The organism is Thermosinus carboxydivorans Nor1 (genome assembly GCF_000169155.1).
Classification (GTDB): Bacteria; Bacillota; Negativicutes; order Sporomusales; family Thermosinaceae; genus Thermosinus; species Thermosinus carboxydivorans.
On record NZ_AAWL01000010.1, the window covers coordinates 37,277 to 61,052 of the forward strand.

Annotated in this window: 17 protein-coding genes and 1 pseudogene; 17 read left to right on the plus strand and 1 reads right to left on the minus strand. The window is 52.3% G+C overall.

Going from position 1 to position 23,776, the window contains the following annotated elements; genetic code table 11:
* Nucleotides 1-13: 13 nt before the first annotated feature.
* Complete coding sequence (locus tag TCARDRAFT_RS08365) at nucleotides 14-1,879, minus strand: sigma-54-dependent Fis family transcriptional regulator (protein ID WP_007289567.1); 1,866 nt, start codon at nucleotides 1,877-1,879, stop codon at nucleotides 14-16.
* Nucleotides 1,880-2,109: 230 nt separating this feature from the next.
* Between TCARDRAFT_RS08365 and TCARDRAFT_RS08370 the strand changes: the two genes are divergently transcribed.
* From TCARDRAFT_RS08370 to TCARDRAFT_RS08450, 17 genes and pseudogenes are all read left to right on the plus strand, one after another.
* On the plus strand, nucleotides 2,110-3,513 hold the full coding sequence (locus TCARDRAFT_RS08370; protein ID WP_007289568.1) for an anion permease: 1,404 nt from the start codon (nucleotides 2,110-2,112) through the stop codon (nucleotides 3,511-3,513).
* Nucleotides 3,514-3,610: 97 nt separating this feature from the next.
* Nucleotides 3,611-4,897 carry a nickel-dependent lactate racemase family protein gene (locus TCARDRAFT_RS08375; protein WP_408643047.1) on the plus strand — a complete coding sequence of 429 codons (1,287 nt, stop codon included), beginning with the start codon at nucleotides 3,611-3,613 and terminating at the stop codon, nucleotides 4,895-4,897.
* Nucleotides 4,898-5,153: 256 nt separating this feature from the next.
* Nucleotides 5,154-6,407, plus strand: coding sequence for a 3-isopropylmalate dehydratase large subunit (locus tag TCARDRAFT_RS08380; protein ID WP_007289570.1), 1,254 nt, complete (start codon nucleotides 5,154-5,156; stop codon nucleotides 6,405-6,407).
* Between the two features lie 12 nt (nucleotides 6,408-6,419).
* The gene (locus TCARDRAFT_RS08385) at nucleotides 6,420-6,923 is read left to right on the plus strand and encodes a 3-isopropylmalate dehydratase small subunit (RefSeq protein WP_007289571.1); all 504 of its coding nucleotides are present in this window, start codon (nucleotides 6,420-6,422) and stop codon (nucleotides 6,921-6,923) included.
* 365 nt (nucleotides 6,924-7,288) lie between these two features.
* Nucleotides 7,289-8,688: pseudogene (locus tag TCARDRAFT_RS08390) on the plus strand (anion permease).
* Nucleotides 8,689-9,005: 317 nt separating this feature from the next.
* Nucleotides 9,006-9,758: an MBL fold metallo-hydrolase gene (locus TCARDRAFT_RS08395; protein WP_007289573.1), complete on the plus strand. Its 753-nt coding sequence runs from the start codon at nucleotides 9,006-9,008 to the stop codon at nucleotides 9,756-9,758.
* A 54-nt stretch (nucleotides 9,759-9,812) separates the two neighbouring features.
* Nucleotides 9,813-11,084 carry an MFS transporter gene (locus tag TCARDRAFT_RS08400; protein WP_007289574.1) on the plus strand — a complete coding sequence of 424 codons (1,272 nt, stop codon included), beginning with the start codon at nucleotides 9,813-9,815 and terminating at the stop codon, nucleotides 11,082-11,084.
* A gap of 9 nt (nucleotides 11,085-11,093) precedes the next feature.
* Nucleotides 11,094-11,951, plus strand: coding sequence for a DUF6282 family protein (locus tag TCARDRAFT_RS08405; RefSeq protein WP_007289575.1), 858 nt, complete (start codon nucleotides 11,094-11,096; stop codon nucleotides 11,949-11,951).
* 1,029 nt (nucleotides 11,952-12,980) lie between these two features.
* Nucleotides 12,981-13,907 (plus strand): sigma-54-dependent Fis family transcriptional regulator, encoded by a 927-nt coding sequence (locus TCARDRAFT_RS15300; RefSeq protein WP_050769612.1) that lies wholly within the window; start codon nucleotides 12,981-12,983, stop codon nucleotides 13,905-13,907.
* A gap of 236 nt (nucleotides 13,908-14,143) precedes the next feature.
* Nucleotides 14,144-15,403 (plus strand): SLC13 family permease, encoded by a 1,260-nt coding sequence (locus tag TCARDRAFT_RS08415; RefSeq protein ID WP_007289577.1) that lies wholly within the window; start codon nucleotides 14,144-14,146, stop codon nucleotides 15,401-15,403.
* A gap of 28 nt (nucleotides 15,404-15,431) precedes the next feature.
* The gene (locus tag TCARDRAFT_RS08420) at nucleotides 15,432-16,694 is read left to right on the plus strand and encodes a 3-isopropylmalate dehydratase large subunit (RefSeq protein ID WP_007289578.1); all 1,263 of its coding nucleotides are present in this window, start codon (nucleotides 15,432-15,434) and stop codon (nucleotides 16,692-16,694) included.
* A gap of 11 nt (nucleotides 16,695-16,705) precedes the next feature.
* Complete coding sequence (locus TCARDRAFT_RS08425; protein ID WP_007289579.1) at nucleotides 16,706-17,194, plus strand: LeuD/DmdB family oxidoreductase small subunit; 489 nt, start codon at nucleotides 16,706-16,708, stop codon at nucleotides 17,192-17,194.
* Nucleotides 17,195-17,205: 11 nt separating this feature from the next.
* Complete coding sequence (locus tag TCARDRAFT_RS08430) at nucleotides 17,206-18,399, plus strand: CaiB/BaiF CoA transferase family protein (protein WP_007289580.1); 1,194 nt, start codon at nucleotides 17,206-17,208, stop codon at nucleotides 18,397-18,399.
* 13 nt (nucleotides 18,400-18,412) lie between these two features.
* Complete coding sequence (locus TCARDRAFT_RS08435; RefSeq protein WP_007289581.1) at nucleotides 18,413-19,324, plus strand: hydroxymethylglutaryl-CoA lyase; 912 nt, start codon at nucleotides 18,413-18,415, stop codon at nucleotides 19,322-19,324.
* Between the two features lie 386 nt (nucleotides 19,325-19,710).
* Nucleotides 19,711-20,739, plus strand: a complete 1,029-nt coding sequence (locus tag TCARDRAFT_RS08440; RefSeq protein ID WP_007289582.1) for an MraY family glycosyltransferase — start codon at nucleotides 19,711-19,713, stop codon at nucleotides 20,737-20,739.
* Nucleotides 20,740-20,883: 144 nt separating this feature from the next.
* Nucleotides 20,884-22,059, plus strand: a complete 1,176-nt coding sequence (gene wecB, locus TCARDRAFT_RS08445) for a non-hydrolyzing UDP-N-acetylglucosamine 2-epimerase (RefSeq protein ID WP_007289583.1) — start codon at nucleotides 20,884-20,886, stop codon at nucleotides 22,057-22,059.
* 292 nt (nucleotides 22,060-22,351) lie between these two features.
* Nucleotides 22,352-23,758 (plus strand): DASS family sodium-coupled anion symporter, encoded by a 1,407-nt coding sequence (locus tag TCARDRAFT_RS08450; protein ID WP_007289584.1) that lies wholly within the window; start codon nucleotides 22,352-22,354, stop codon nucleotides 23,756-23,758.
* Nucleotides 23,759-23,776 lie beyond the last annotated feature (18 nt).

A 23,776-nucleotide genomic window follows, 5' to 3' on the forward strand; every position in this document is an offset into this window, starting at 1 on the left:
GTGAATTAGGTTATTAACGCAGACCTAATTTTTTCATTTTGCGCCACAGGGTGGAGCGGCTGACGCCAAGCAGGCGGGCTGCTTCACCCTGTTTGCCTTTGGCGATGGCCAGGGCTTGGCGGATTTGCTCCTTTTCGCTGTCGGCCGCTGCTACCTCTATGCCGCTGTCAGCGTCGTCCTCCAGCATTTGCGCCACCAGGCCGGCATCCACCTGCGGCTGGCGGCATACGGCGACGATCCGTTCAATCGTGTTTTGCAGTTCCCGGACGTTGCCCGGCCATGGATGGCGGGCAAGCCGCTCGAGGGCGGCGGGAGTGAATGCAAGGCGCCGGTTTTGGGCGGCGCTGTGTTTTTCCAGAAAAAATTCGGCGTAGCGGATGATATCGGCGCCCCGTTCGCGCAGGGGCGGCAGCTTGAGGCGCAGCACATTAAGGCGGTAATACAGGTCGGCGCGGAACTTATTTTCCCGCACCAGGCGGCTGAGGTTCTGGTTGGTGGCGGCAATGACCCGCACGTCAACCGGGATGACGCGGTCGCTGCCAAGCCGCATGACTTTCTTCTCCTGAAGGACGCGCAGCAGTTTGCCCTGGGTGACATAGTCCATCTCAGCGATTTCATCAAGGAAAATAGTACCGCCATGGGCCAACTCAAACAGCCCCGGCTTGCCTTTCTGGCTGGCGCCGGTAAAGGCGCCGCCGACATAGCCGAACAGTTCGCTCTCCAGGATTTGGCTGGGGAGGGCGGCGCAGTTAATTGCCACGAAGGGACCGTTGGCGCGGGCGCTGGCATTGTGGATGCTCTGGGCGAAGACCTCTTTGCCGGTGCCTGTTTCGCCAAGGATAAGGACGGACGAATGGGTCTGGGCGAATTCTTGAGCAATATGGACAGTATGGCGGATCTGGGGACTGTCGCCGACAATATCCTCGAAAGTAAAGGTGGCCACATGGCCGCGGGCGTAAATTTCGCGGCGGATGCGGGCCTCCATCTGCTGGATGTTGCCGGCGTCCTGAAACGTAGCCACTGCGCCGACCGGTTTGCCGTTGACGACGATCGGCACCTTGTTGCAGAGCACCCTGGTGCCGCTCACCTTGAGGAGCTGGCCCAGTTCATCCCGGCCGGTGGTCAGCACTTTTTCCAGCCCCAGTTCGGGCCATATGTCGGTTATTTTTTTGCCAATGGCCGCAGCACCATCAATTTTGGTAAGCCGTTCGGCGATGGGGTTGAAGATGGTAATGCGCTGGTCTTGGTTGACCGAGATGATGCCATCGTAGGCAAAATCGAGAACGGTGCGGAAGAGGCTGGCTTTCGCCTTTTCCAGTTCCCGCGCGGCTGCGATGCGTTTGGCTTCGGCCGCCGCCTGGGCAATGCCCTCGCTGCCGCTTTTAATCAGAACATAGGGCTGGTGGTGTTTCTGGGCCGATTTGCCGGTGATGACCCCGCCAACGACGACGTCGGCGCCCTCCCGGAAAGCCTGGAGCACCCGGCTTTCGGCCTGAAACTCGTCGGTGATGATGTACTGTCGGATGTCGACACCAAGAATGGGGCCCAAACAGTCAATACCCATGACCATAGAAGGGAAGGCGACGACCCCGATGCGTGTCCCGTACTGCTTGGCTTGTTCCACGGTGCGGATGACGTCAAAGCCGGTAATCGGCACTTCCACGATGGTGACCGGCAGGCCGGCGTCTTTAATGGCGCTGGCGGTACCGCCGCGGGAGATAATTACTTCAACGCCGTCTTCTACCAGCTTCCGGGCGATGCGCACCCCGGCGCTGAGCAGGCCTCGTTCAATCCTGATGTCGGGATGGGCATGACGCAGTGTTTCCAGCGCCATGTGATACATATCTTCGTCAGGGGCGAGAAAGACAATGTTAGCCATGCAATCACCTGCGTTGAAACAAAATGAAACATTCTAAAACAAGTTTAAAACAATTGTCGCATAGTTGCAACCACTTTTGCCGAAAAAGTCAGTAAATTTGCCATTTGGGGGATTGGCACGGTTTTTGCATTATTAAAAAATAAGACGGCGGCGCTTGTCGCTGAGGCGGGAGGTGAGAAATGGCGTTCGTTTAATTGCTGCTGGAAAGCCAAACAGGGAGGGGGAAGCGTGTGAATCAAAAACTAATGCGCGTTTTGCTCATCGTGGCGGTCGGCGCCGCGATCTGGCTTGCGCCGGCGCCGAGCGGCGTGAAACCGGCGGCGTGGCACTTGTTGGCCATCTTTGTGGCCACCATTTTGGGCTTTATTCTGCAGCCGCTACCCATCGGTGCAGTGGCCTTTACCAGTATCGCCTTTACCGTTTTGGCCGGAGTGCTCAAACCCGCCGAGGCCCTGTCCGGTTTTGGCAACAACACTATTTGGCTCATCGTATCGGCCTTTCTCTTTGCTAAAGGCTTCATTAAAACCGGTTTGGGACGCCGGGTCGCTTACATGGTAATGCGGGCGATCGGCGACAGCACGCTTAAATTAGGCTACGCGCTGGTGCTAAGCGACCTGATTATCGCGCCCGCGACGCCGTCTAACACCGCCCGCGCCGGCGGCATCCTGTTTCCGATTGTGCGCAGCCTGGCGTCGGCTTTTGATTCCGAGCCTGGCGCCACTTCCCGCCGCGTTGGCGCCTACCTGATGAAAACCGTCTTTCAGGGCAATGCCGTAACGTCGGCCATGTTTATGACCGCTTGCGCGCCCAACCCGTTAATCGTTCTATTAGCCGCTAAGACCCTCAACATCCAGCTTAGCTGGGGCATGTGGGCGGCGGCAGCGGCCGTGCCCGGCATTATTTCGCTGGCATTGATTCCTTACATACTGTACAAGATATACCCACCGGAAATCGCCAAGACGCCGGAGGCCAAAGAATTGGCCCGCCGGGAACTGGAAAAGATGGGCCCTATGAGTTACGGCGAAAAAGTAGTTGCTTTTGTCTTCCTGCTGGCGCTTATTCTGTGGGCTACCGGCACATATACCAAACTCGACGCCACCAACGTGGCCATGATCGGTGTGGCGATCATGCTGTGGGCGGGGGCGCTGGAGTGGAAAGACGTTCTGGAGGAAAAAGGCGCCTGGGATACCATGATTTGGATGGGCAGTCTGATTGGTCTGGCCGACTATCTCGCCAAGTTGGGCCTTATCGGCTGGTTTGCCAAGAGCGTCGGCGCCGCCATTGCCGGTATTGCTTGGCTACCGGCCTTGATGCTGCTCTTGATCGTCTATATGTACTCCCACTACGGTTTTGCCAGCCTGGCGGCCCATGTGACCGCCATGTACGCAGCCTTTGCCGCGGTGGCGGTAGCGGCCGGCGCGCCGCCGTACCTTGCCGCCCTGTCGCTGGCCTTCGTTTCCAACCTGTTCGCCGGTCTGACCCACTATGCCACCGGTCCGGCGCCCATCTATTTCGGCGCTGGCTTCGTCCCCCAAGGCACATGGTGGCGCTTAGGCTTCATCCTCTCGGTCATCAACATGATCGTCTGGGTAGGTCTTGGGTCAATGTGGTGGAAGGTGCTGGGGCTTTGGTAGGTATGGGGTGTGAAGTATGAAGTATGAGGTATGAGGTATGAAGTATGAGGTATGAGGTAGTCGGAAAGTATGAAACATTAGATTTATCTTGCAAGGAGTGAGACAATTGGCTCTAAAGCAGTATACCTTCAAATACGGTCGCGGCAAGGTCAATTTCGAGGTAGACTCCGACCTTGTCATCGGCGAGCTAACAATAAAAGACATGCCGGTACTGGCCGACCCCGAGGTGGCTATCTTGGAAGCTATCCGTAATCCCATCGGTTCCAAACCGCTGCGGGAAATTGTTAAACCGGGCGAAACGGTGGCCTTTATCGTCAACGACCCGACGCGGGTGGCCAACAGCCATGTCTTCATGCCGCTCTTGCTCAATGAACTCAATGCTGTCGGCGTACCCGACAAAGATATGTTTGTCATTTTCTCCCTCGGCACGCATCGGCTGATGACCGAAGAAGAGATGGTCGAGGCCGTGGGGCCGGAAGTGGCCAAAAGGGTTCGTATGTACAACAGCGACTGCCGGGACGAAAGCCAGTTCAAATACTTTGGCACTACCTCCCGCGGCACGCCAGTCTACTTCCATAAACTGGTGGCCGAGGCCGATCACATCGTCTGTACCGGCAGTGTCGTCCACCATTTCTTCGCCGGTTACGGCGGCGGCCGCAAAGCCATGCTGCCCGGCGTGGCCCTGTATGAAACCATCCGGAAAAACCACAGCATGATTTTTGATCCCAATGCCGTCATCGGTCGGCTCCATGGCAACCCTGTCTACGAGGACCAGGTGGAAGGCGTCGAGATGTGCCGCCCTTCCTTCTTGCTTAACGTGGTGCTCAACGAGAAGAAGGAATTCCTGAAGGTCTTTGCCGGCGACTACATCCAGGCTCACCTGGAAGCCTGCAAATTTGTCGACGAAGTCTACGGCGTCAAAGTGGAAAAGGAGGCCGACCTGGTCATTGCCTCCTGCGGCGGCTATCCCAAGGACATCAACGTTTACCAGCTCCAGAAGACGATGGACAACGCCTGGTGCGCCGTCCGCGAAGGCGGGGTCGTCATTATCCTGGGCGAGTGCGAGGAAGGATCGGGTTCGGCGCTGTACGAGAAGACCATGCAGCAGCATCGCACGCCCCAGGCGGTGGAGGAAGCGCTCCGGGCCAACTTCCAAATCGGCGCCCACAAGGCCTATGCCGTCACCAGGCTGATGAAGAAGGCGGAATTTATCCTCGTTTCCGGCCTTGACCCTGAACTGGCCCGGACGCTGCTGTTTACACCGGCCAAAGATATTAACGAAGCCCTGCAATTAGCTTACGAGAAATTAGGCCCCCGGCCCAGCATCACGCTTATGCCCCAGGGCAGCCTGACCGTTCCGCTGGCGGCCGCTCACTGCAAATAACAGCGTATCCTTAGTGTAACTCCGCAGTTTACCTTGAAAACTGGTAACACTCAAATAGCATGGAAATAGGAACCACAGAGGACGCGGAGAAAATTTTTTAATTATTTTCTTCGCGCGATGGATATCGCGCCTCTGTGTCCTCTGCGGTTAAAATCGGTTTTCATGGTTTATGGCTAGTTTATTGACATGATTATCTCCGAGGGCTTGAAACTTTTCCGGTTAAAAACTATGCCTGATATGGGAGGAGAAAATTTGCATGCACGCGATTGAAAAAATCCTGGCCAAGGCTGCCGGCAAGGACCATGTCGCCACCGGTGAAATTGTCAACTGCAAAGTTGACCTGGCCGGCATCAATGACCTCTATCTCCAGACCATTCGCTCGTTCTTCGAAATGGGCGGGAAAAAGGTCTTTGACCCTAGTAAAATTGTCATTTTCCTTGACCACTATGCACCGGCCTCGACCATCATGCAGGCCGACAACCAGAAACAGTTCCGCGAGTTTGCCTGGGAGCAGGGCATCGACAAACTGATGGACGTCGATCAGGGTGTGTGCCATCAAGTCTTGGCCGACAAAGGCCTTGTTTATCCCGGTATGGTGCTGGTAGTAACCGACTCTCACACCACCACCCACGGCGCTTTCGGCGCGTTCGGCACCGGCGTGGGCGCTACCGACTTGGCAACGATCATGATTACCGGCCATCTCTGGTTCCGCGTGCCGGAAATCGTCCGCATCAACCTGGAAGGCGAGCTGCCGAAAGGCGTATATGCTAAAGACATTATCCTCAAGGTCATTGGCACGCTGGGCGCCGATTACGCCGTGTATAAAGCCGTCGAATTTACCGGCCCTGTCCTCAAACAGCTCAGCGTATCGGAGCGCATGGCCCTGTGCAACATGACTACCGAGATGGGCGCCAAAACGTCCTACATCCAGCCTGACGAAATCACGCTGGAATATCTTAAAGACAAGGTTAAGGGCGACTACGAGATCTTCCATACCGACCCCGGTTATCAGTATGCTGCCGAGCACACCTTCGACGTGTCCGGTCTCAAACCGCAAGTGGCAGCGCCGCATAGCGTCGACAACGTCCACGACATTACCGAGTATATCGGCCGGCCCGTCCAGCAGGCCTTCCTTGGCACCTGCACTGGCGGGCGCGTCCAAGACCTGGCCGTGGCGGCCAAAATTCTCAAAGGCAAAAAAGTTCATCCTCGCACCCGCTTCATCGTCGTTCCTGCTTCCAAGGCCGTCTTTTTGGAAGCCATGGAAAAAGGCTACATCCAGACGCTGGTCGAAGCTGGGGCTACCTTTGTCACGCCGGGCTGCGCCGCCTGCCTGGGCACGCACCAGGGGATGCTTGCTGCCGGCGAGACATGTATAACCGCGTCCAGCCGCAACTTCCCCGGCCGCATGGGCCATACCAAGGCCGAAATCTTTATCGGCTCGCCCGCGGCTGTCGCTGCCGCTGCCCTGGAGGGCAAAATCGTCGATCCGGCTAAATACTTGGACTAAGGGGTGCTGACAATGGAGAAAACGATTAGAGGAAGAGCCTTTGTTTACGGCGCCAACATTGACACCGACCAGATTTATCCCGGCCGCTACCTGGACCTGACCGACCCCGAAGACGTGGGCAAACACGCTATGGAGGGGGCCGATCCCAATTTTGTGAAAGAGTTTCAACCCGGGGACATCATCGTTGCTTCTACCAACTTTGGTTGCGGCTCCAGCCGTGAACACGCCGTGGTGACCCTGAAAGCCGTCGGAGTAGGCTGCATCCTGGCCGACTCCTTTGGCCGCATTTTCTACCGCAATGCGATCAACCTGGGCATTCCAGTCCTGGTGTGCCCGAATATCAGCGCGATGGTGAAAAAAGGCGATGTTCTGACGGTAAACATTGCGACCGGTGAGGTGGTCAATGAGACGACCGGTGCCACTGCCAAGGCTCAGCCGCTGTCCGACTATATTATGAACATCCTGGCCAGCGGCGGCATCAAACCGCTGATTAGGAGCAAATACGGTCAGGGATAATGGAGACCGATAGGCGGGGCAACTTCCCCGCCTGTTATTTGTATATCAGAAATTATATGTTTATATGTTTTAGCCGCCAAGATAATCATGCCAATACATTGGCACCACAAAGCATGAAAACCGTTATTCAACCGCGGACAACGCAGAGAGCGCGATATTCATCGCGCTAAAGATTAAAGTAAAAAATTTCCTCCGCGTCCTCTGCGGTTCCCTATATTCCCTATATTTTTGCAGTTTTGTTAAAAAGGCGGGCTAGCGCTTTTGGTGTTACTAAACATTCTTCAAAAGGGCTATCCTTTTGCCGGCGAGTTTGCTATAGTAAAAATATATGCACTATATACATATTTTGCTAGGAGGTAGTATTCATGAACAATCTTGTTCGCGGCCTTATCGTTCTTGCTGTCGGCGCCGCACTCTGGCTGTGGCCCGTCCCGGCCGGCCTCAACCGCAGGCCTGGCACTTACTGGCCATCTTCGTGGCGACCATTTTGGGCTTCATCCTGCAGCCCCTGCCGATCGGTTCCGTTGCATTTATCAGCATTACTTTTACTGCCCTGGCGGGCGTACTCAAACCGGCCGAAGCGCTGTCCGGCTTCAGCAATACCACTATCTGGCTGATTGTCGCCGCTTTCCTGTTTGCCAAGGGGTTCATTAAGACCGGCCTGGGCCGACGCATCGCCTACATGCTCATCCGGGCCATCGGCGACAGCACGCTGAAACTGGGCTACACGCTGGCTCTCAGCGATCTCATTATCAGTCCGGCTACCCCGTCCAATACGGCCCGTGCCGGCGGCATCCTGTTTCCGATTGTTAGAAGTTTGTCGACGGCGTTCGGGTCCGAGCCTGGCCCTACCGCCCGCAAAGTCGGCGCCTTCCTGATGCAGACCGAGTATCAGGCCAATACGATCACCTCGGCCATGTTTATGACCTCGATGGCCGGCAACCCGCTTATCGCCCTTCTGGCGGCCAAAACGCTCAACATCCAGATCAGCTGGGGTCTGTGGGCGTTGGCGGCGGCGGTTCCGGGCCTTATTTCCCTGCTGGTCGTGCCGTACTTTTTGTATAAGTTCTACCCGCCGGAAATCACCAAAACGCCGGAAGCTAAGACGCTGGCCGCCGAGGAACTGGCGAAAATGGGCCCCATGTCCTGGGGCGAAAAAATCGTTGCCCTCGTCTTTGTCGGCGCGCTGGCGTTATGGAGCACTTCCCAGTACACAAAACTGGACGCTACCGTCGTTGCCATGCTGGGCGTGGCGGTGATGATGATTACCAAGGTGCTGGAGTGGAAAGACATTCTCGACGAAAAAGGCGCCTGGGACACCATGGTGTGGATGGGCAGCCTTATCGGTCTGGCCGACTATCTCTCTAAATTAGGGTTCATTCCCTGGTTCGCCAAGACAGTCAGCGCCGGCATCGCCGGCATCCCCTGGATTCAGGCCTTCTTTGTCTTGCTTGTTGTCTACATGTACGCCCACTACGGCTTTGCCAGCCTGGTCGCCCATATCACGGCCATGTACGCCGCTTTCGCCTCGGTGGCCGTCGCTGCCGGCGCCCCGGCCTACCTGGTAGCGCTGGCGCTGGCCTTCATGTCTAACCTCTGCATGTCTCTGACCCATTACGCCGCCGGCCCCGCGCCCATCTACTTCGGCGCCGGCTACATCGACCAGGGTACCTGGTGGAAGCTGGGCTTCATTATCTCGGTGATCAACATGGTCATCTGGGTGGGCATTGGCGCTATCTGGTGGAAAGTCCTCGGCTTGTGGTAAAGTGTACATTAGCAAAATAACTCGCCGCCTTATGGCTGGCGAGTTATTTTTATCACTTTATCGCGTGCGCTGAAAGGAATTTACATGAGTAGCCGGAATTATATAAATAGTGTCAATATATTGGGTGGTCAGACAAATTTTTGATTTTTGAGGTGTATACCAAGGAAAGTTGAACCAAGAAAACTATCAGAAGTAATTACCGAGCGATTAAGGGAACTAATAGCTGGTAGCCAGAGGGGGCGGTGACAAAAAAAGGCGGTGGCACATGTGTGAGCCGCCCGCAAATGCGGGAAATTCTGCCGGGGGGAGGTGAATAAATGAAGGTCGACATCGTTTTCCATGGCTTTCCCGGAAGAATGACTAGAGGGTATATGAGCTGGAGTTCGGTTGTTTATTTGGAAGTTAATGACTGTAAAATTGTTTTTGACACGGGGGGGATGGTGGAGAGAAGCGAGGTGCCGAAACGATTTAAAGACCGCGGTATTAGCCTGAATGAGATTGATATTGTAGTGCTAAGTCATTTTCATTATGACCACGCAATGAATTTTGATTTTTTCCCCAACGCGAGAATTCTATTGCATGAGGCCGAAATAAACTGGGTGTTAAGCGATCCCGATGACTGGCCAATCCCTAAGTATTTATTTCCTGCCCTGGAAAAAACCGGTCGATTGGAGGCTGTCAGCAAAGATATCGAGATAGCGCCTGGCGTCAAAACCCTTCATTCACCCGGACATACTCCGGGATGCATGTCCCTGGTGCTGAGCAGCAACACAATGCCAACAACGGTTCTTGCAGGGGACGCGGTAAAAAATCTTAATGAATTGGCAACCGGCGAGGTAGCGATGTCGTGGGACAATGAAGCGAGCGCGGAAACGATTCGCCGAATTAGAGAGATTGCGAAAGTGGTGATTCCCGGACATGACCGCGTGCTGGAAGTTGCAGAAGATAAAATCGTTGCAGCGACTTCAGTCCGGGAAACCATTATCGTTCCTGCCGGCGTTGCCGATTTGGACAAGCCGCGGCTAATAGAATTAGTTGTTGAGCCTACTTGCCAGTTGATAAAAAAATAATCGCTTTCGAAACTGGAAGTATTTGGAAGAATTTAGGGGAAAGGTGAAGAGAAAGTGAATAACCAAGTAGTCGAACCAAAGTGGTACAAGACCATCAATAAGGTGCAGCGAAACGCGCTAATTGGCGGGATGGGCGGCTGGATGCTTGACGCTATGGACGTTCTTTTATATGTAATGTCCTTGACGAGCATAATGAAAGAATTTAATATCGATACGGCTATTGCGGGATTGCTTGCATCTGTTACCTTGTTCTCATCTGCGATTGGCGGAATCGTTTTCGGCATTGTAGCTGATTATTTCGGCAGGAAAAAGGCTTTAGCCGGAGCAGTTGCAATTTATACCGTTTTTACAGGTTTGTCCGGAATTGCGACTTCAGTAACCGAACTTGCCATTTATCGCACGCTCTTGGGTTTAGGGATGGGCGGAACCTGGGCATCGGGGGCGCTGTTGGTATCTGAAACGTGGCCGAAAGAGCATCGTGGGAAAGCTTCCGGGTTTATGCAAGGTGGTTGGGCGCTTGGCTATATGATGGCTGCTGCGCTGAGCGGCGCAATCTTGCCTGTATATGGCTGGCGGGTACTGTTTTTTGTCGGAGTTGTGCCGAGCGTTCTAATGTTTCTTTTCATAGTATTTTATACTCAGGAGCCTGAACTTTGGCTTACTAACAAAAAGACAAAAGCAGCTGCGCCGGTGGTACAAAAAACCGGCGATGGCTTTACATTCTTCCAAATATTTAAGCCTGATTTGCTTCGCTTTACAGTCATTGGCGCAATCTTTGTCTCCTTTGTTCAACTGGGATACTGGGGGCTGTTTACCTGGCTGCCTGGCTTTTTATCCACTCCGCTGGAAAAAGGCGGAGCTGGACTTAATATAGTCAAGACGGCCGGATGGGTTTTCGCAATGCAAATTGGCGCTTTGATTGGTTATAATTCATTCGGGTTTGTGGCAGATCACTACGGCCGCAAAAGGGCTTTTACCATTTTTCTAGTCATTGCTGCAATTCTCGTGCCGGTCTACGGCAGTCTGCGCGATCCGTTCTATCTCTTTCTTTTGGGACCGTTGGTCGGTTTGTTCGGGTCAGGCTATTTCAGCGGGTTTGGCGCGTTTTTGGCAGAGTTGTTCCCGACTCGCGTGCGTGGTACGGCCCAAGGGTTTGTATATAACTTTGGTCGTGGGGTAAGCGCCTTGGCGCCATTCATTATAGGGACTTTGGCAAAGACTTTCGGTATCGGCACGTCGCTGTTTGTTACTTCGGCGTTTTTTATCGGAGGAGTTATTACGGTAGCATTCCTGCCGGAAACCAAGGGGAAAGTGCTTGACGACTAGGAGGGGAGCATGGTGGATGAAAGAGCCCCCGAGGCAATTGAGCTTATTCAGGGCTCAATTGATATGCATATCCATAGTAATCCTGACGTTATCCCGCGGAAGATGTCTGATTTGGAAGTTGCTAAAGCTGCGCAGCAGGCTAATTTGGCCGGCATTCTTTTAAAGTGTCACTATATGGGGACGGCGGCGCGCGCAGCGCTGGTGCAAGAATGTGTCAGGCAGGGTGTAAAGGTATATGGCGGCATAGTACTTAATCGTTCCGTAGGAGGCCTAAACCCGGCTGCCGTCGAAACGGAAATCGCCTTAGGGGCTAAGGAAGTATGGCTGCCGACAATATCAGCGGAAAACCATATTCGTTTTCATAAGGGTGATCTGGCCAAGGCGGTTAAGGTGGTTGACAGCGATGGAAACCTTCTGCCTGAAGTTTATGAAATACTGGAGTTGGTAGCTAAGGCAGGAATAATCCTGGGGACCGGACACCTTACAGTTGACGAATGCATTAAAGTGGTAGAGGCAGCTAGAAGCGCGGGGGTCAAGAAGATTCTTATAACCCATCCCGAATTTGAAGTTGTTGCTATGCCAGTTGAGATTCAAAAGGATCTGGCAAAGAAGGGAGTATTCTTTGAACGGTGTTTTTATGCCACTAATTCGCCGCAGAAACTGCCTGTGTCAGAAGTTGCCCGGCAAATTAAAGAGGTAGGGGTAGAATCTACTGTGCTTAGCAGTGATTTTGGGCAAACGTTTAATGAGGACCCTATTGTTGGATTCCGTAAATTTATCAGCGCATTGCTGGAACACGGGCTTACGCCGGATGAAATACGGATCATGATTAAAAATAACCCCTACTATTTGCTTGGCATTAAATAATAAGAATTAAATATATCATCCCATGTTGTCGTACAGCATGGGATTTTTTGTGTTCGCCTGGCATGGTTGCTGAGCCGATGGGCTGAAATAAGCCTTGTTGCCTAATCAGCGGGAAAACAACCTGAGGGCAAGGGTGGCGCTGGTAACGGCGAGGTCTGAAGGAAGCTGCAGGGGGAACTCGGAACATAGCGAAAGCGAACCGATGTTGGCCGCTCAGGTGGGTAACCTTGCATGAAGTGGGAAAGCCCGAAAGCTGATTAACCTGAGAGGTTAGAACGGATGCGTTCAAGTTAAGGCAAGCAACCTTAACCGGGGAAGCCCATCACTATCCTGTACTTTTAGCAGGTCGTTTCAAACAAGGGGAACCACAAGGATGAAATAAAGTAGTTGTGGGTGGCAGAACAATTCCTGGCCGATGAAACCTGGTAACAGGACTGGAGGGGAAAACCAGGGAGACACTGCACTAAGTTGCAGTGGAGTACCCAGAGCCAAAAGCCTGTGTACTTGCGAAGGGACGAAGATAAATCAAAGAGTGCTACCTATTTAGCCCCTAACCCAATTGGAGTCTCGTCTCAAAATAGAGTAAAATTAAATCACGAGAGGAGAGGCGAGACATGACATCAAACATCAAAACGGTACAACAAAAAAAGAATTCAGGGAAGGAGTTCCGGCAACTCGAAACCGAAAATGAGCGTCTAAAAAACTTTTAGGCGATAAACATCTGGAAATCGCAATACTGCGTGATCTCCTAAAAAAGACAACGTACGGCTATCGGACAAAATAGCTGTTACCGATAGGTGGATAAGTCGGGAATACCATGCGGCCAAAGTGCTGCGTATTATCGGCATTAATGAGTCTACCTACTATGAGCAGCGTAAACACAAACAGTCTCCCCAGTCTGCCGAAGATAAAACACAAGCACCAGTACCACGCGGCGACCAGCCAGTCTCTGGTTACTCTTATAACCAATCAGTATCCGCCGCCTGACCCGCAACCGGACTGTTACCAACCCCAATGAGCTTTGGGAGAGTGATCATAGACTACCATATTGGTCTGACCTGTGAGGGCGAATATGCCGCCAACCTGTTAAAAGAGCTCTATTTAAGCGTAAATTGCTACAGACTCAAGTTATCCGGACTGGTAATGGGCCGCAGTTTACTTGTCATACATTTGAAGAAGCAATTCAAGCCATGCTTAGCCGCCAGTTCCACCGTAACAATGCCGCCTACGGCCACCGGTATCCCAGATGGCAAGCCGGGACTATTTGAATTGGCCCACGGCGGTACGATTTTTCTCGATGAAATTGGTGAAATTGCGCCGTCGCTACAGGCCAGATTACTGAGGGTGCTCCAGGAAAAAGAAATCATGCGGGTTGGCGGTGATAAAATTATTCCCATCGATATTCGCATTATCAGTGCTACCAATAAAGACCTCAATCGACGTGTTGAGCAGGGGGAATTCCGTGAAGACTTGTATTATCGCCTCAACGTACTAAAAATTACTCTACCGCCGCTGCGGGAGCGGCCGGAAGATATTCTTCCTCTCGCTATGTACTTTTTACAAAAACGATTAGGGCCCGGCATAGATTACAATCGGGCGGCGCAGGAACTGGCGCCGCTGTTAATGGCTTACAATTGGCCGGGCAATATCCGGGAGTTGAGCAATTTTATGGAGCGGCTGGCCGTGCTGGCGGCTCATTTTCCCGTACCTGCCTGGCGGGACATGCTGCAGAAGGTCATCAACGCCCCGCTTAACGAGGATGATAGCATAACGGTCCGCGTCAATTTGTCCGGCAGTCTTAAGGAAGCAGTTAGCCAGGTGGAGAAGAAAATCATTGAAATCTTACTGGAAAAATCGGGGAAGGACTATGAGCAGGTAGCTAAACGATTGGGGATTGGTCGTACTACTTTGTGGCGCAAACAGGGCGGTACGGAGTTTCCAAAAATGAAAAAGTAATATTTAATTTGAAAAAATTTAAAGTGCCTTGCTGATGCGGTGGATTTTCGTAATCCGCCGTTTTTTTATTTTCAAAAATAAAAAAGGACTTGTTTTGGCGTACCTAAATTTGTTTTTTTTTGGCGGTGGCACGCTTTTTGCATAATTAAACGGCGGAGGTGAGAAGAGGGGGGACTTAATCTGATGCGCCAGACAAATTAGTGTCAATATTACGTTTCAGAAATGGAGGGAAAGTTGTGAATTTAGGTCTATTGTCTTTGATTGCGCTGGTATTAGCCATTGCCATCGGTTTTTTCCGCAAGCTTAATACCGGTCTTATTGCCATTGCTTTTGCCTTTATTCTGGGCAAGCTGGCGGGGTTCAAGGAAGCAGATATCATTAACGGCTGGAGTACTCAGTTGTTCATGATGCTGCTAGGAGTGACTTTCTTGTTCAGCATCGCCCAGACAAACGGTACGCTTGAACTGTTTGCCCGCAAAGTAGTAGCCGTGGCCGGTCGTCAGACCCGTCTGATTCCGATTGCTATTTATCTGCTTACCACTTTTCTCGCGGCTATTGGTCCGGGCACCATTCCCGTCATGGCCTTGATTGCTCCCATCAGTATGGCGTTGGCAGCCGAACTGGGTATTTCGCCCTTACTGTTGGCGCCAATTGGCATTCTCGGGGCTTGCGCCGGCGGTATTTCGCCGATTGCGCCGACAGGGATTATTGGCATCACTTTGGCCGCTAAGCAGGGAATAACCGGTATTGACTTGCCATACTTTTACAATTCTCTTATGGGTGAAACGCTGTTCGCCGCCTTTTTGTACCTTGTTCTTGGTGGCTATAAGATTAAATCCGATAAAGTGCTAAAGCAGTCAGATCTGCCGGCCTTTAACCGCGACCAGCTCATCACCATGGCCGGTATCGTAACCATGGTGGTAGTCGTACTGCTGACTAAATATAATGTTGGCCTGGTTGCTTTTGTTACCGGCGTCGTGCTATTATGGCTAAACGTTGCCGATGAACGTAAGTCCATTGCCGGCATACCTTGGGGAACGCTTATTCTGGTCTGCGGTGTTGGTGTACTGATGAATATTGCTATTAAACTAAAAGGTATCGATATGTTAGCCAAATTTTTAGCTACCTTTATGACACCGGCAACCGCTTCGCCGATTATTGGTCTTACGGCCGGCATCATGTCCTGGTTCTCCAGTACTTCCGGGGTAGTTATGCCGACGCTCATTCCTACTGTTTCAGCCCTCATTAATTCACTGGGCGGCAATGTTTCGCCGCTTGACCTAATTTCCGCCATTACCATGACGGCCCATACGGCCGGTATCAGCCCTGCTTCCACCGGCGGTGCTCTTGCCCTCGCTTCGTATGCGGCCAATGCACACATTTCCGCTGCCGACCAAAACAAACTCTTTATCCAAATGTTCCTGGTGGCTGTAACGGGCGTAATTTTCATGACATTGGTAGCGGCATCAGGTTTGTATCGTATCTGGGGCCTATAACCTGGCATATTGTTAAGGGAGGATTGCGATGGGTAAGACAATGTCCGAAAAAATACTGGCCAAGGCGGCAGGTGTACCAACTGCTACGGCTGGCGATATTCTGTGGGTTAATGTGGATAAGGCTATGATGGACGACATTCTTGGTCCGCGGGTGGAAATCGCCGAAAAAATGAAAGAAATTAAAGATGAAGTATGGGACAGAGATAAAGTAGTGATTATTTCTGACCACTATACGCCGCCAGCGACCATTAAGCAGGCCGAAATCGTCAAATTTACCCGTGATTGGGCGAAAACCCATGGCGTGGCTAACTACTATGAATTCATCGGTCCTTGTCATCAGGTTATGGTAGAGTATGGCCACGTCCTACCGGGGACAGTGGTGCTGGGCACTGATTCCCACACCTGCATGGGTGGGGCACTGGGGGCATTTGCCAGTGGTGTTGGTTCTACCGAAATGCTGGGTATTTTGTTGACCGGCAAAACATGGTTGCGCGTGCCGGAGACGATCAAAGTGGAGTGGACCGGCCGTCTTCCCGACGGCGTCATGGCCAAAGACATGTCGCTTAAAACCATCGGGACGATCGGTCACGCCGGCGCTACCTACAAAGCGGTGGAATATGTAGGTGACGCCATTACCAACCTCTGCCTGGATGAACGTATGGCCATCACCAACATGGCTGTCGAAATGGGCGCCAAAGCAGGCCTGATGGCGCCTGACACCAAGGTGGTGGAATATCTTAAGGCCCGCGGCATTACCGAAGGCTATACGTTATTTGCCAGCGACTCCGATGCTGTTTTCTGTGCAACCTACCGCTTTGATGCCAGCGAACTTGAGCCGGTTGTCGCCTGTCCGCATGAAGTGGATAACGTCACAGAACTCAGTAATGTAAAAGGTCAGGTCATTCATCAGGCTTATATCGGTTCCTGCACCGGCGGACGTTATAACGACCTGGCAGCGGCGGCCCGTGTCCTTAAAGGGCGTAAAGTAGCCAACGGTGTGCGTCTGCTTGTATCGCCGGCGTCGCATGAAATTTGGCGACAAGCTGCTGCTGACGGAATCTTGTCGATACTTGCTGAGGCAGGGGCGATTATCCTGGCGCCGACCTGTGGCGTGTGCGTGGGCCTGCATTCGGGTTTGCTGGCCGATGGCGAATATTGCATTTCGTCCACTAACCGTAATTTTATTGGCCGCATGGGCAGTAAAAATGCTGGCATTTACCTGGCATCGCCAATGGCGGTCGCAGCCAGTGCTATTACTGGCGTCATTACCGATCCGCGCGAATTTCTCTAGGGAGGGAGCTTATGAATACGATAGTACGCGGAAAAGTGCATAAATACGGTGACAACATCAACACCGATATAATTTCGCCGCCGCAATACATGGAACTCAGTATTGCCGAGGCGGCAAAATATGCCATGAGTGCCATTGACCCCGAATTTGCCAGCAAAGTACAACGCGGTGATATCCTGGTAGCAGGGGCCAACTTCGGTTCTGGTTCCAGTCGGGAAACGTCGCCGCTGACGCTTAAGTACCTCGGGGTAGGCGCCATTGTTGCGAAATTTTTTGCCCGTATCTTCTATCGTAACGCCATTAATCTTGGCATTCCGGTTATTGAGTGCGCCGATGTCGATAAAATCCAAAACGGCGACACCATCGAGATTGAACTGGAGGCCGGCATTATTCGCAATGTTACCAGGCAGGAGACTTACTATGGCACTAAAATCCCCGCGCATATCCTGGAACTTGTTAACGTGGGCGGACTGGTGCCATATCTGAAAAAGACGATTTAGGAGGATTAGTCATGGAATACCAAGGAGCACTTCACGGAGTACGGGTTCTCGATCTGACCAGGGTTTTGGCTGGACCCTTTTGCACCATGATGTTGGCTGACATGGGGGCGGAAGTGATTAAGATTGAGGTACCCAAAAAAGGCGATGACAGCCGCCAGTTTGGTCCCTTTGTTAACGGCGAAAGTTCATATTATATGAATCTCAACCGCAACAAAAAAGGCATAACCCTCAATCTTAAAGGCCGGGGCAAGGAAATTTTCCTCGAAATGGTGAAAAAGGCCGACATTGTCGTGGAGAATTACCGGCCAGGGACGATGGAAAAACTAGGGCTTGGCTATGAAGATCTAAAAAAAGTCAACCCCCGGATCATTTATGGCTGCGTATCTGGCTTTGGCCACTACGGACCATATAAAGACCGCCCAGGCTATGATATCATCGGTCAGGCTATGAGCGGCCTGATGAGCACCACCGGCTGGCCTGGGGGTGAACCTACCCGTACTGGTACCGCTATGGCTGACGTCCTTGCCGGCCTGTCGGTCACAATCGGTATTTTAGCAGCTTTGCGCTATCGCGATATGACCGGCATCGGTCAGAAAGTGGATGTGGCCTTAGTTGATTCGGCCGTGGCCAGTCTGGAAATCATTAACCAGATTTACTTGGTGGAAGGCCGTATTCCGCAGCGAATTGGCAACCGTTATGAGTCCACTTATCCCTATGATTCCTTTCGGGCTAAGGACGGCAGCTTAGTTATTGGCGCCGCCAATGATAAACTATGGCAAAAGTTATGTGAACTCATGGGAGATCCTGATTTAGCTTTCCGGCCTGAGTTTGATAAAAATTATAAGCGCGTCCAGAACCACGAAGAAGTGAAAAAACTGGTTGAGGCCTGGACAATGACCAAAACGGTGGATGAAGTTGTTGATGCACTGCTTGCGGCCGGGATACCGGCAGCTCCGATCAATACCATTGACAAGGTGGTAAATGACCCGCATATCGCTGGCGCCCGTGAAATGTTCGTCGAAATCGATCATCCTAAAGCCGGCCGTATGAAGATTGCTGGTACCCACCTGAAACTGTCCGAAACCAAGCCCTGTGTCCGTACGCCTGCGCCGCTCCTCGGACAACACAACGATGAAGTGTATCGCGATCTGCTTGGCTTAACCGCTGAAGAAATAGCAGCCCTAAAAGAACAAGAAATAATATAAGCTGGTGATAAACATGATGGAATTTCCCTCCCGCGTCGAAGTGGTGGAGGTTGGTCCCCGCGACGGCTTTCAAAATATCAAGACCTTTATTCCTACGGCAGTGAAACTGCAAATAATTGCACAGCTGATAGCCGCCGGGGTGCGTAAGATGGAAGTTACATCTTTTGTTCATCCCAAAGCCATTCCCCAGATGGCTGACGCGGCAGAAATTGCCTCAACGGTTTGTGCCAAATACCAAGAAGCGGATTTTGTTCCTTTGGCCTTAGTGCCAAACCTGGTAGGGGCCAAGAATGCCTACCGTTGCGGTATCCGTGAAGTCGCGTATGTCATTTCGGCCAGCGAAAAACATAATTTGGCAAACATCAACCGTACCCGTGACCAGTCGTTGGTCGAACTGGCTAGTATTACCTCGGAACTGCCGGACCTGAAGGTGCGGCTCGATGTGGCCACCGCCTTCGGTTGTCCGTTTCTGGGCCGGGTGGATGACGGCCTCGTACTCAGCCTTATCGAGGCAGGGTTACAGCGCGGTATATCCACGGTAGTACTCTGCGACACCATCGGGGTGGCTAATCCGAAGCAGGTGTATAATTTAGTGCGTGCTGTGCAGAACGCTTTTCCCAATATACCATTAGGCTTACATCTCCATGATACCCGCGGCATGGGCCTGGCCAATACGCTGGCTGGATTGGCGGCCGGCGTGACTAGCTTTGAAACATCGGTTGGCGGTCTGGGGGGCTGTCCCTTTGCGCCCGGTGCTGCCGGCAATACGGCAACCGAAGATATGGTGAACATGCTTCAGGCAATGGGGGTTGCCACTGGTATTGATCTTGACAAGTGTCTTGCGGTTGTCCAGACAGTACGCGACCATATCCAGGCTGAACTGACAGGACATATGGGTAAAGCTTGCCGGTATGACAATTTATAACTAAAATTTTAGTACAGAAATAACTCGCCGTTTCAAAACTGGCGAGTTATTTCTGTACTAAGCCGGGTATTGTCGCGGGCGTTTTTTGCCGGCCTGGTGACAAGCGGCGATAGTTATGATACAATGGCAACAGATGACGTTAACTTACCGGGCTTCTCGCGGTTAAACCGGCGGCGCTAGGCCGCGGATGAACGCGTCATGCTGTCCTTTCGGATGTATATAGTTATTGGTAATGAAAATAATAATTTTTAAGAGAAATTTGGCGGTTAACCGCCGTTTGACACATCTTGCTGGCGCGGAGTACAATATTCCTGTTTGTTGGACTTTCCTCTGCCAGTAAATGGTGCCGATGGAAATCGGGCTTTGCTAGAAACGGGGTGTTCGCAGTGCAGACATACGTTGTGGCTTTTACCGTAGCTTTGGCTGTGGCTTATTTTGTGACGCCGCATGTAAAGGAACTGGCAATAAAGGCAGGGGCGCTCGATGCGCCTGATGCCCGCAAAGTGCATACCCATCCCATTCCGCGTCTGGGGGGGCTGGCCATTTATCTTGGGTTTGTTCTGGCAGTGCTGGCCAGCATGCATGTTAACCGGGAAATCATGGGCCTTTTGATGGGCGGTACGGTGATTTTGGTCGTCGGGATTATCGATGACCTTAAGCAATTGCCGGCGCGGGTGAAACTACTGGGTCAGATTGTGGCCGCTATGGTACTGCTGCTGTTTAATGTGCGCATCGAATGGCTGACCAATCCCTTCGGCGATATGATTTATCTCGATTATTTCTCTATTCCTCTCACCATTTTATGGGTGGTTGGGCTGACTAACACCGTAAACCTGATTGATGGGTTAGACGGGTTGGCGGCAGGCGTTTCGACCATTGCTTCCATCACCATCCTGCTTGTGGCGCTCCAACAGAATTTCTGGACGGTAGCGATTTTGACCGCAGCCTTGGCCGGTAGTGCGCTCGGGTTTCTCTATCATAACTTTAACCCGGCGAAAATTTTCATGGGCGACACTGGCAGCATGTTTCTTGGCTATATGCTGGCGGCCGTGTCTATTCTCGGCACGGTGAAGAGCGCAGCCACCATTGCGCTGGTTGTGCCCATTGTCGCGCTGGGACTGCCGATTATGGACACCGCTTTTGCCATTATTCGCCGATATTCTAGCGGACAACCAATCTTTAAACCGGACAAAGGGCACTTGCACCATCGCCTCCTGGCCATGGGCCTGACCCAGCGGCAGGCGGTGCTCTTGATGTATGTGATCAGCGGCTGCCTGGGACTAAGCGCCATCGCGCTTACGGAAGTAAACAAAGTCATAGGCATGCTCATTATTGTGGTGCTGCTGGCGGTGGCGTTTTTTGGCGCGAAGAAAATCGGCGTCCTTAAAGACGTAGATTCGGTAAAAAGTCATTGATGAACCAAAATGGGCGGGCCTGTGGCCCGCCTGTTTAATTATTAGGATGGAGTATGAGGTATGAAGTATGAGGTATGAGGTATGAGGTAAGTGGAAAGCGGAAAGTACAGAGTGATAAAAAAGCGGTTTGGAGTGTGATGCAGATTGTCGCCTATTAAAGTCATGACTGTCTTTGGCACCCGGCCGGAGGCCATCAAAATGGCGCCGGTGGTGATCGAGCTTGGTAAATATCCTGAGCTTATTACGCCGGTGGTGGCAGTTACGGCTCAGCACCGGGAAATGCTTGACCAGGTGCTGCATCTTTTCCGCATTCAGCCCCATTACGATCTGGATATCATGTCTCAGGGACAGACGCTGTTTGATATTACCTGCCGGGCCATGCACGGCCTCAATGAAGTACTGATGCGCGAAAGGCCGGATATCGTTCTTGTTCATGGCGATACGACCACGACTTTTGCCGGCGCCCTGGCCGCGTTTTATCATCAGACGGCGGTAGGCCATGTGGAGGCCGGCCTCAGGACCCACCATAAATATTCACCCTTTCCGGAGGAAATGAACCGCAAGCTGACGGGCGCGCTCACCGACCTCCACTTTGCACCGACGGCTACGGCGCGGGATAACCTGCTGGGTGAAGGAGTGGGCGCCGATGCTATTTTTGTCACGGGCAATACGGTCATCGATGCCCTTATGGCCACGGTGAACAAAGAGTACCGTTTTGCCGACGGGGCCCTGGCGGGGATAGGCGAAGGCGGCCGGCGGGTGATTTTGGTTACGACGCACCGCCGGGAAAACCTGGGAGAGCCCATGCGGCAGGTGTATCAAGCCCTGCGCGACATCGTGGCCCGCTATGACGATGTAGAAATTGTCTTCCCGGTCCATAAAAATCCCTTGGTGCGGCAGGTGGTAAGCGCCGAACTGGGCGGTATCGAACGCGTCATCCTCATTGACCCTCTGGATTATCAGCCCTTTGCTAATCTCATCGCCCGTTCGCACATTGTTCTCACCGACTCGGGTGGCATCCAGGAGGAGGCGCCGTCGCTCGGCAAACCGGTCCTCGTGCTGAGAGACACCACCGAACGGCCCGAGGCTATTGCCGCTGGCACTGTCAAGTTAATTGGTACCGACCGCGAGCGGGTATACGCCGAGACGGAGCGTCTCTTAACCGACAGCGCCGAATATCACCGTATGGCCACCGCTTGCAACCCTTACGGCGACGGCAAGGCGGCCGGGCGGATTGTTGAGACCATTTTGTGGCGGTACGGCTTGCTAAACAGCCCTCCCCAGCAGTTTGGCTGCCCCGCGCCGACAACAGAAAAGTAAAAAATATGGCTGCCCGCGCATTAAGGGGCGGCTATTTGGGGAGCGGCCCAATTAACGTACAGGCTCTGCGAGGCACGCAATAACCCGCTTATTTGTCGGTTAGTTTGCAGCTGGCTTTGTCTAAAATTATGGCCTGAATAATAATAGCATTTGCATTTTCCAGAATAAGCTCTGTAAGAGGCATTGCTGGCGACGGCAGGGCTGAAAGCAGAGGGGGGACTTGGAACATAGCGAATGCGAAGTTAATTTGCCGTTCAGTTAGATAAGCTTGCTTTGAATGGGGAGGAATTGGATGTTCAGCAATCGTTTTGTAAGATTGCTTATTCCTGTAGTACTGGCCAGTATTTTCTTTCTGGTGCCGGCACCGGTCGGCTTAAAGCCTACCGCTTGGAAACTGTTCGGTATTTTTATCGCTACTATTCTCGGGTTGATAGTGCAATCGTTGCCGGAGGCAGCATGGCTGATGGTTACCATGACTGCCGCCGCGGTCTTGGTCGTACCTTTAAAAGACTTGCTGGTGGGCTTCACCGATAGCACCGTGTGGCTCATCGTTGTCGCCATCATGATCAGCGTGGGCTTCAAAAAGTCCGGGTTAGCTCGCCGCGTTGGACTCATCTTAATTAGTAAATTTGGCAAAACGACTCTGCGGATCGGTTACATTCTCGGCTTCATGGACTTATTACTTAGTCCGAGTACGCCAACAGCCCCTGCCCGCACTGGCGGTCTTGTCTACCCGCTGGCGGAAGGAGTGTTTGAGGCCTGTGATTCCAGTCCGACGAAAAATCCGCGCCGGATTGGTTCTTATATTACCTTGCTCTTATATTTGATGAGCATGACCACCGGCAGTTTATTTATGACGGCACTTGGTCCCAACTTGCTTAATGTGAAGCTGGCGCAGGATACATTGGGCGTCAAGATAACCTGGCCGCTCTGGACGATGGCTGCCCTGCCGGGCTTTATCGGCTTTTTCCTGATACCCTATTTGGTATATAAAATCTATCCGCCTGAATTGACATCCTTGGCAACAGTCCGCCAATCGGCCAAGCAAGAGCTGGAAAAACTGGGCGAGGTTACGGTCAAGGAATGGCTGGCCGGCGCAATCTTTATTCTCATCCTCGGCCTGTGGGTAACAGGCAGTGTAACCAAAATCGATGCAACTCTCGTAGCCTTTGTGGGTATAGCGTTGATGTTGATTTTTGGCATCCTCGACTGGAAAGACCTGGCTGAAAGCAAGGAAACATGGGCCAGTTTAATGTGGTTCGGCGCCATTATGGGCCTGTCGACGGCATTAACGAAACTGGGCTTCTTTACTTGGCTGGCTGCCTATATTAAGACTATCTTACCGGGCGGTCTTGGGGTATATTCTACATTAGCATTAGTCGCTTTGCTGGCGACCATTCCTCATTACTTGTTCGCTTCGCTCGTCGGTTATGTCGCTTCTTTTGCTCCGCTGGCTTACTCGGTAATTGCCGCAACTGATGTGCCGCGTTATCCAGCGGTATTTCTGGTACTCTTTCTCATGGTTGTATCCTCGACGCTAACCCATTATGGCAACGGTGTTGGTCCCATCTTGTTTGCCAAGGGGTACAACGATAAAAAGTCGTGGTGGAGCATAGGTTTACTAGTAACCGCACTGCATACCGTCATTTATTTGACAATTGGGCTTGTTTACTGGAAAGTTGTTGGTCTTTGGTATTAAGGATGCACAAAACCTGGC

Bases quoted from the DNA above. Each gene is read 5' to 3' on its own strand.
- TCARDRAFT_RS08365 (WP_007289567.1), bottom strand. From the start codon at position 1,879: ATGGCTAACATTGTCTTTCTCGCCCCTGACGAAGATATGTATCACATG.
- TCARDRAFT_RS08380 (WP_007289570.1), top strand. From the start codon at position 5,154: ATGCACGCGATTGAAAAAATCCTGGCCAAGGCTGCCGGCAAGGACCAT.
- TCARDRAFT_RS08385 (WP_007289571.1), top strand. From the start codon at position 6,420: ATGGAGAAAACGATTAGAGGAAGAGCCTTTGTTTACGGCGCCAACATT.
- TCARDRAFT_RS08395 (WP_007289573.1), top strand. From the start codon at position 9,006: ATGAAGGTCGACATCGTTTTCCATGGCTTTCCCGGAAGAATGACTAGA.
- TCARDRAFT_RS08405 (WP_007289575.1), top strand. From the start codon at position 11,094: ATGGTGGATGAAAGAGCCCCCGAGGCAATTGAGCTTATTCAGGGCTCA.
- TCARDRAFT_RS08420 (WP_007289578.1), top strand. From the start codon at position 15,432: ATGGGTAAGACAATGTCCGAAAAAATACTGGCCAAGGCGGCAGGTGTA.
- TCARDRAFT_RS08425 (WP_007289579.1), top strand. From the start codon at position 16,706: ATGAATACGATAGTACGCGGAAAAGTGCATAAATACGGTGACAACATC.
- TCARDRAFT_RS08430 (WP_007289580.1), top strand. From the start codon at position 17,206: ATGGAATACCAAGGAGCACTTCACGGAGTACGGGTTCTCGATCTGACC.
- TCARDRAFT_RS08435 (WP_007289581.1), top strand. From the start codon at position 18,413: ATGATGGAATTTCCCTCCCGCGTCGAAGTGGTGGAGGTTGGTCCCCGC.
- TCARDRAFT_RS08450 (WP_007289584.1), top strand. From the start codon at position 22,352: ATGTTCAGCAATCGTTTTGTAAGATTGCTTATTCCTGTAGTACTGGCC.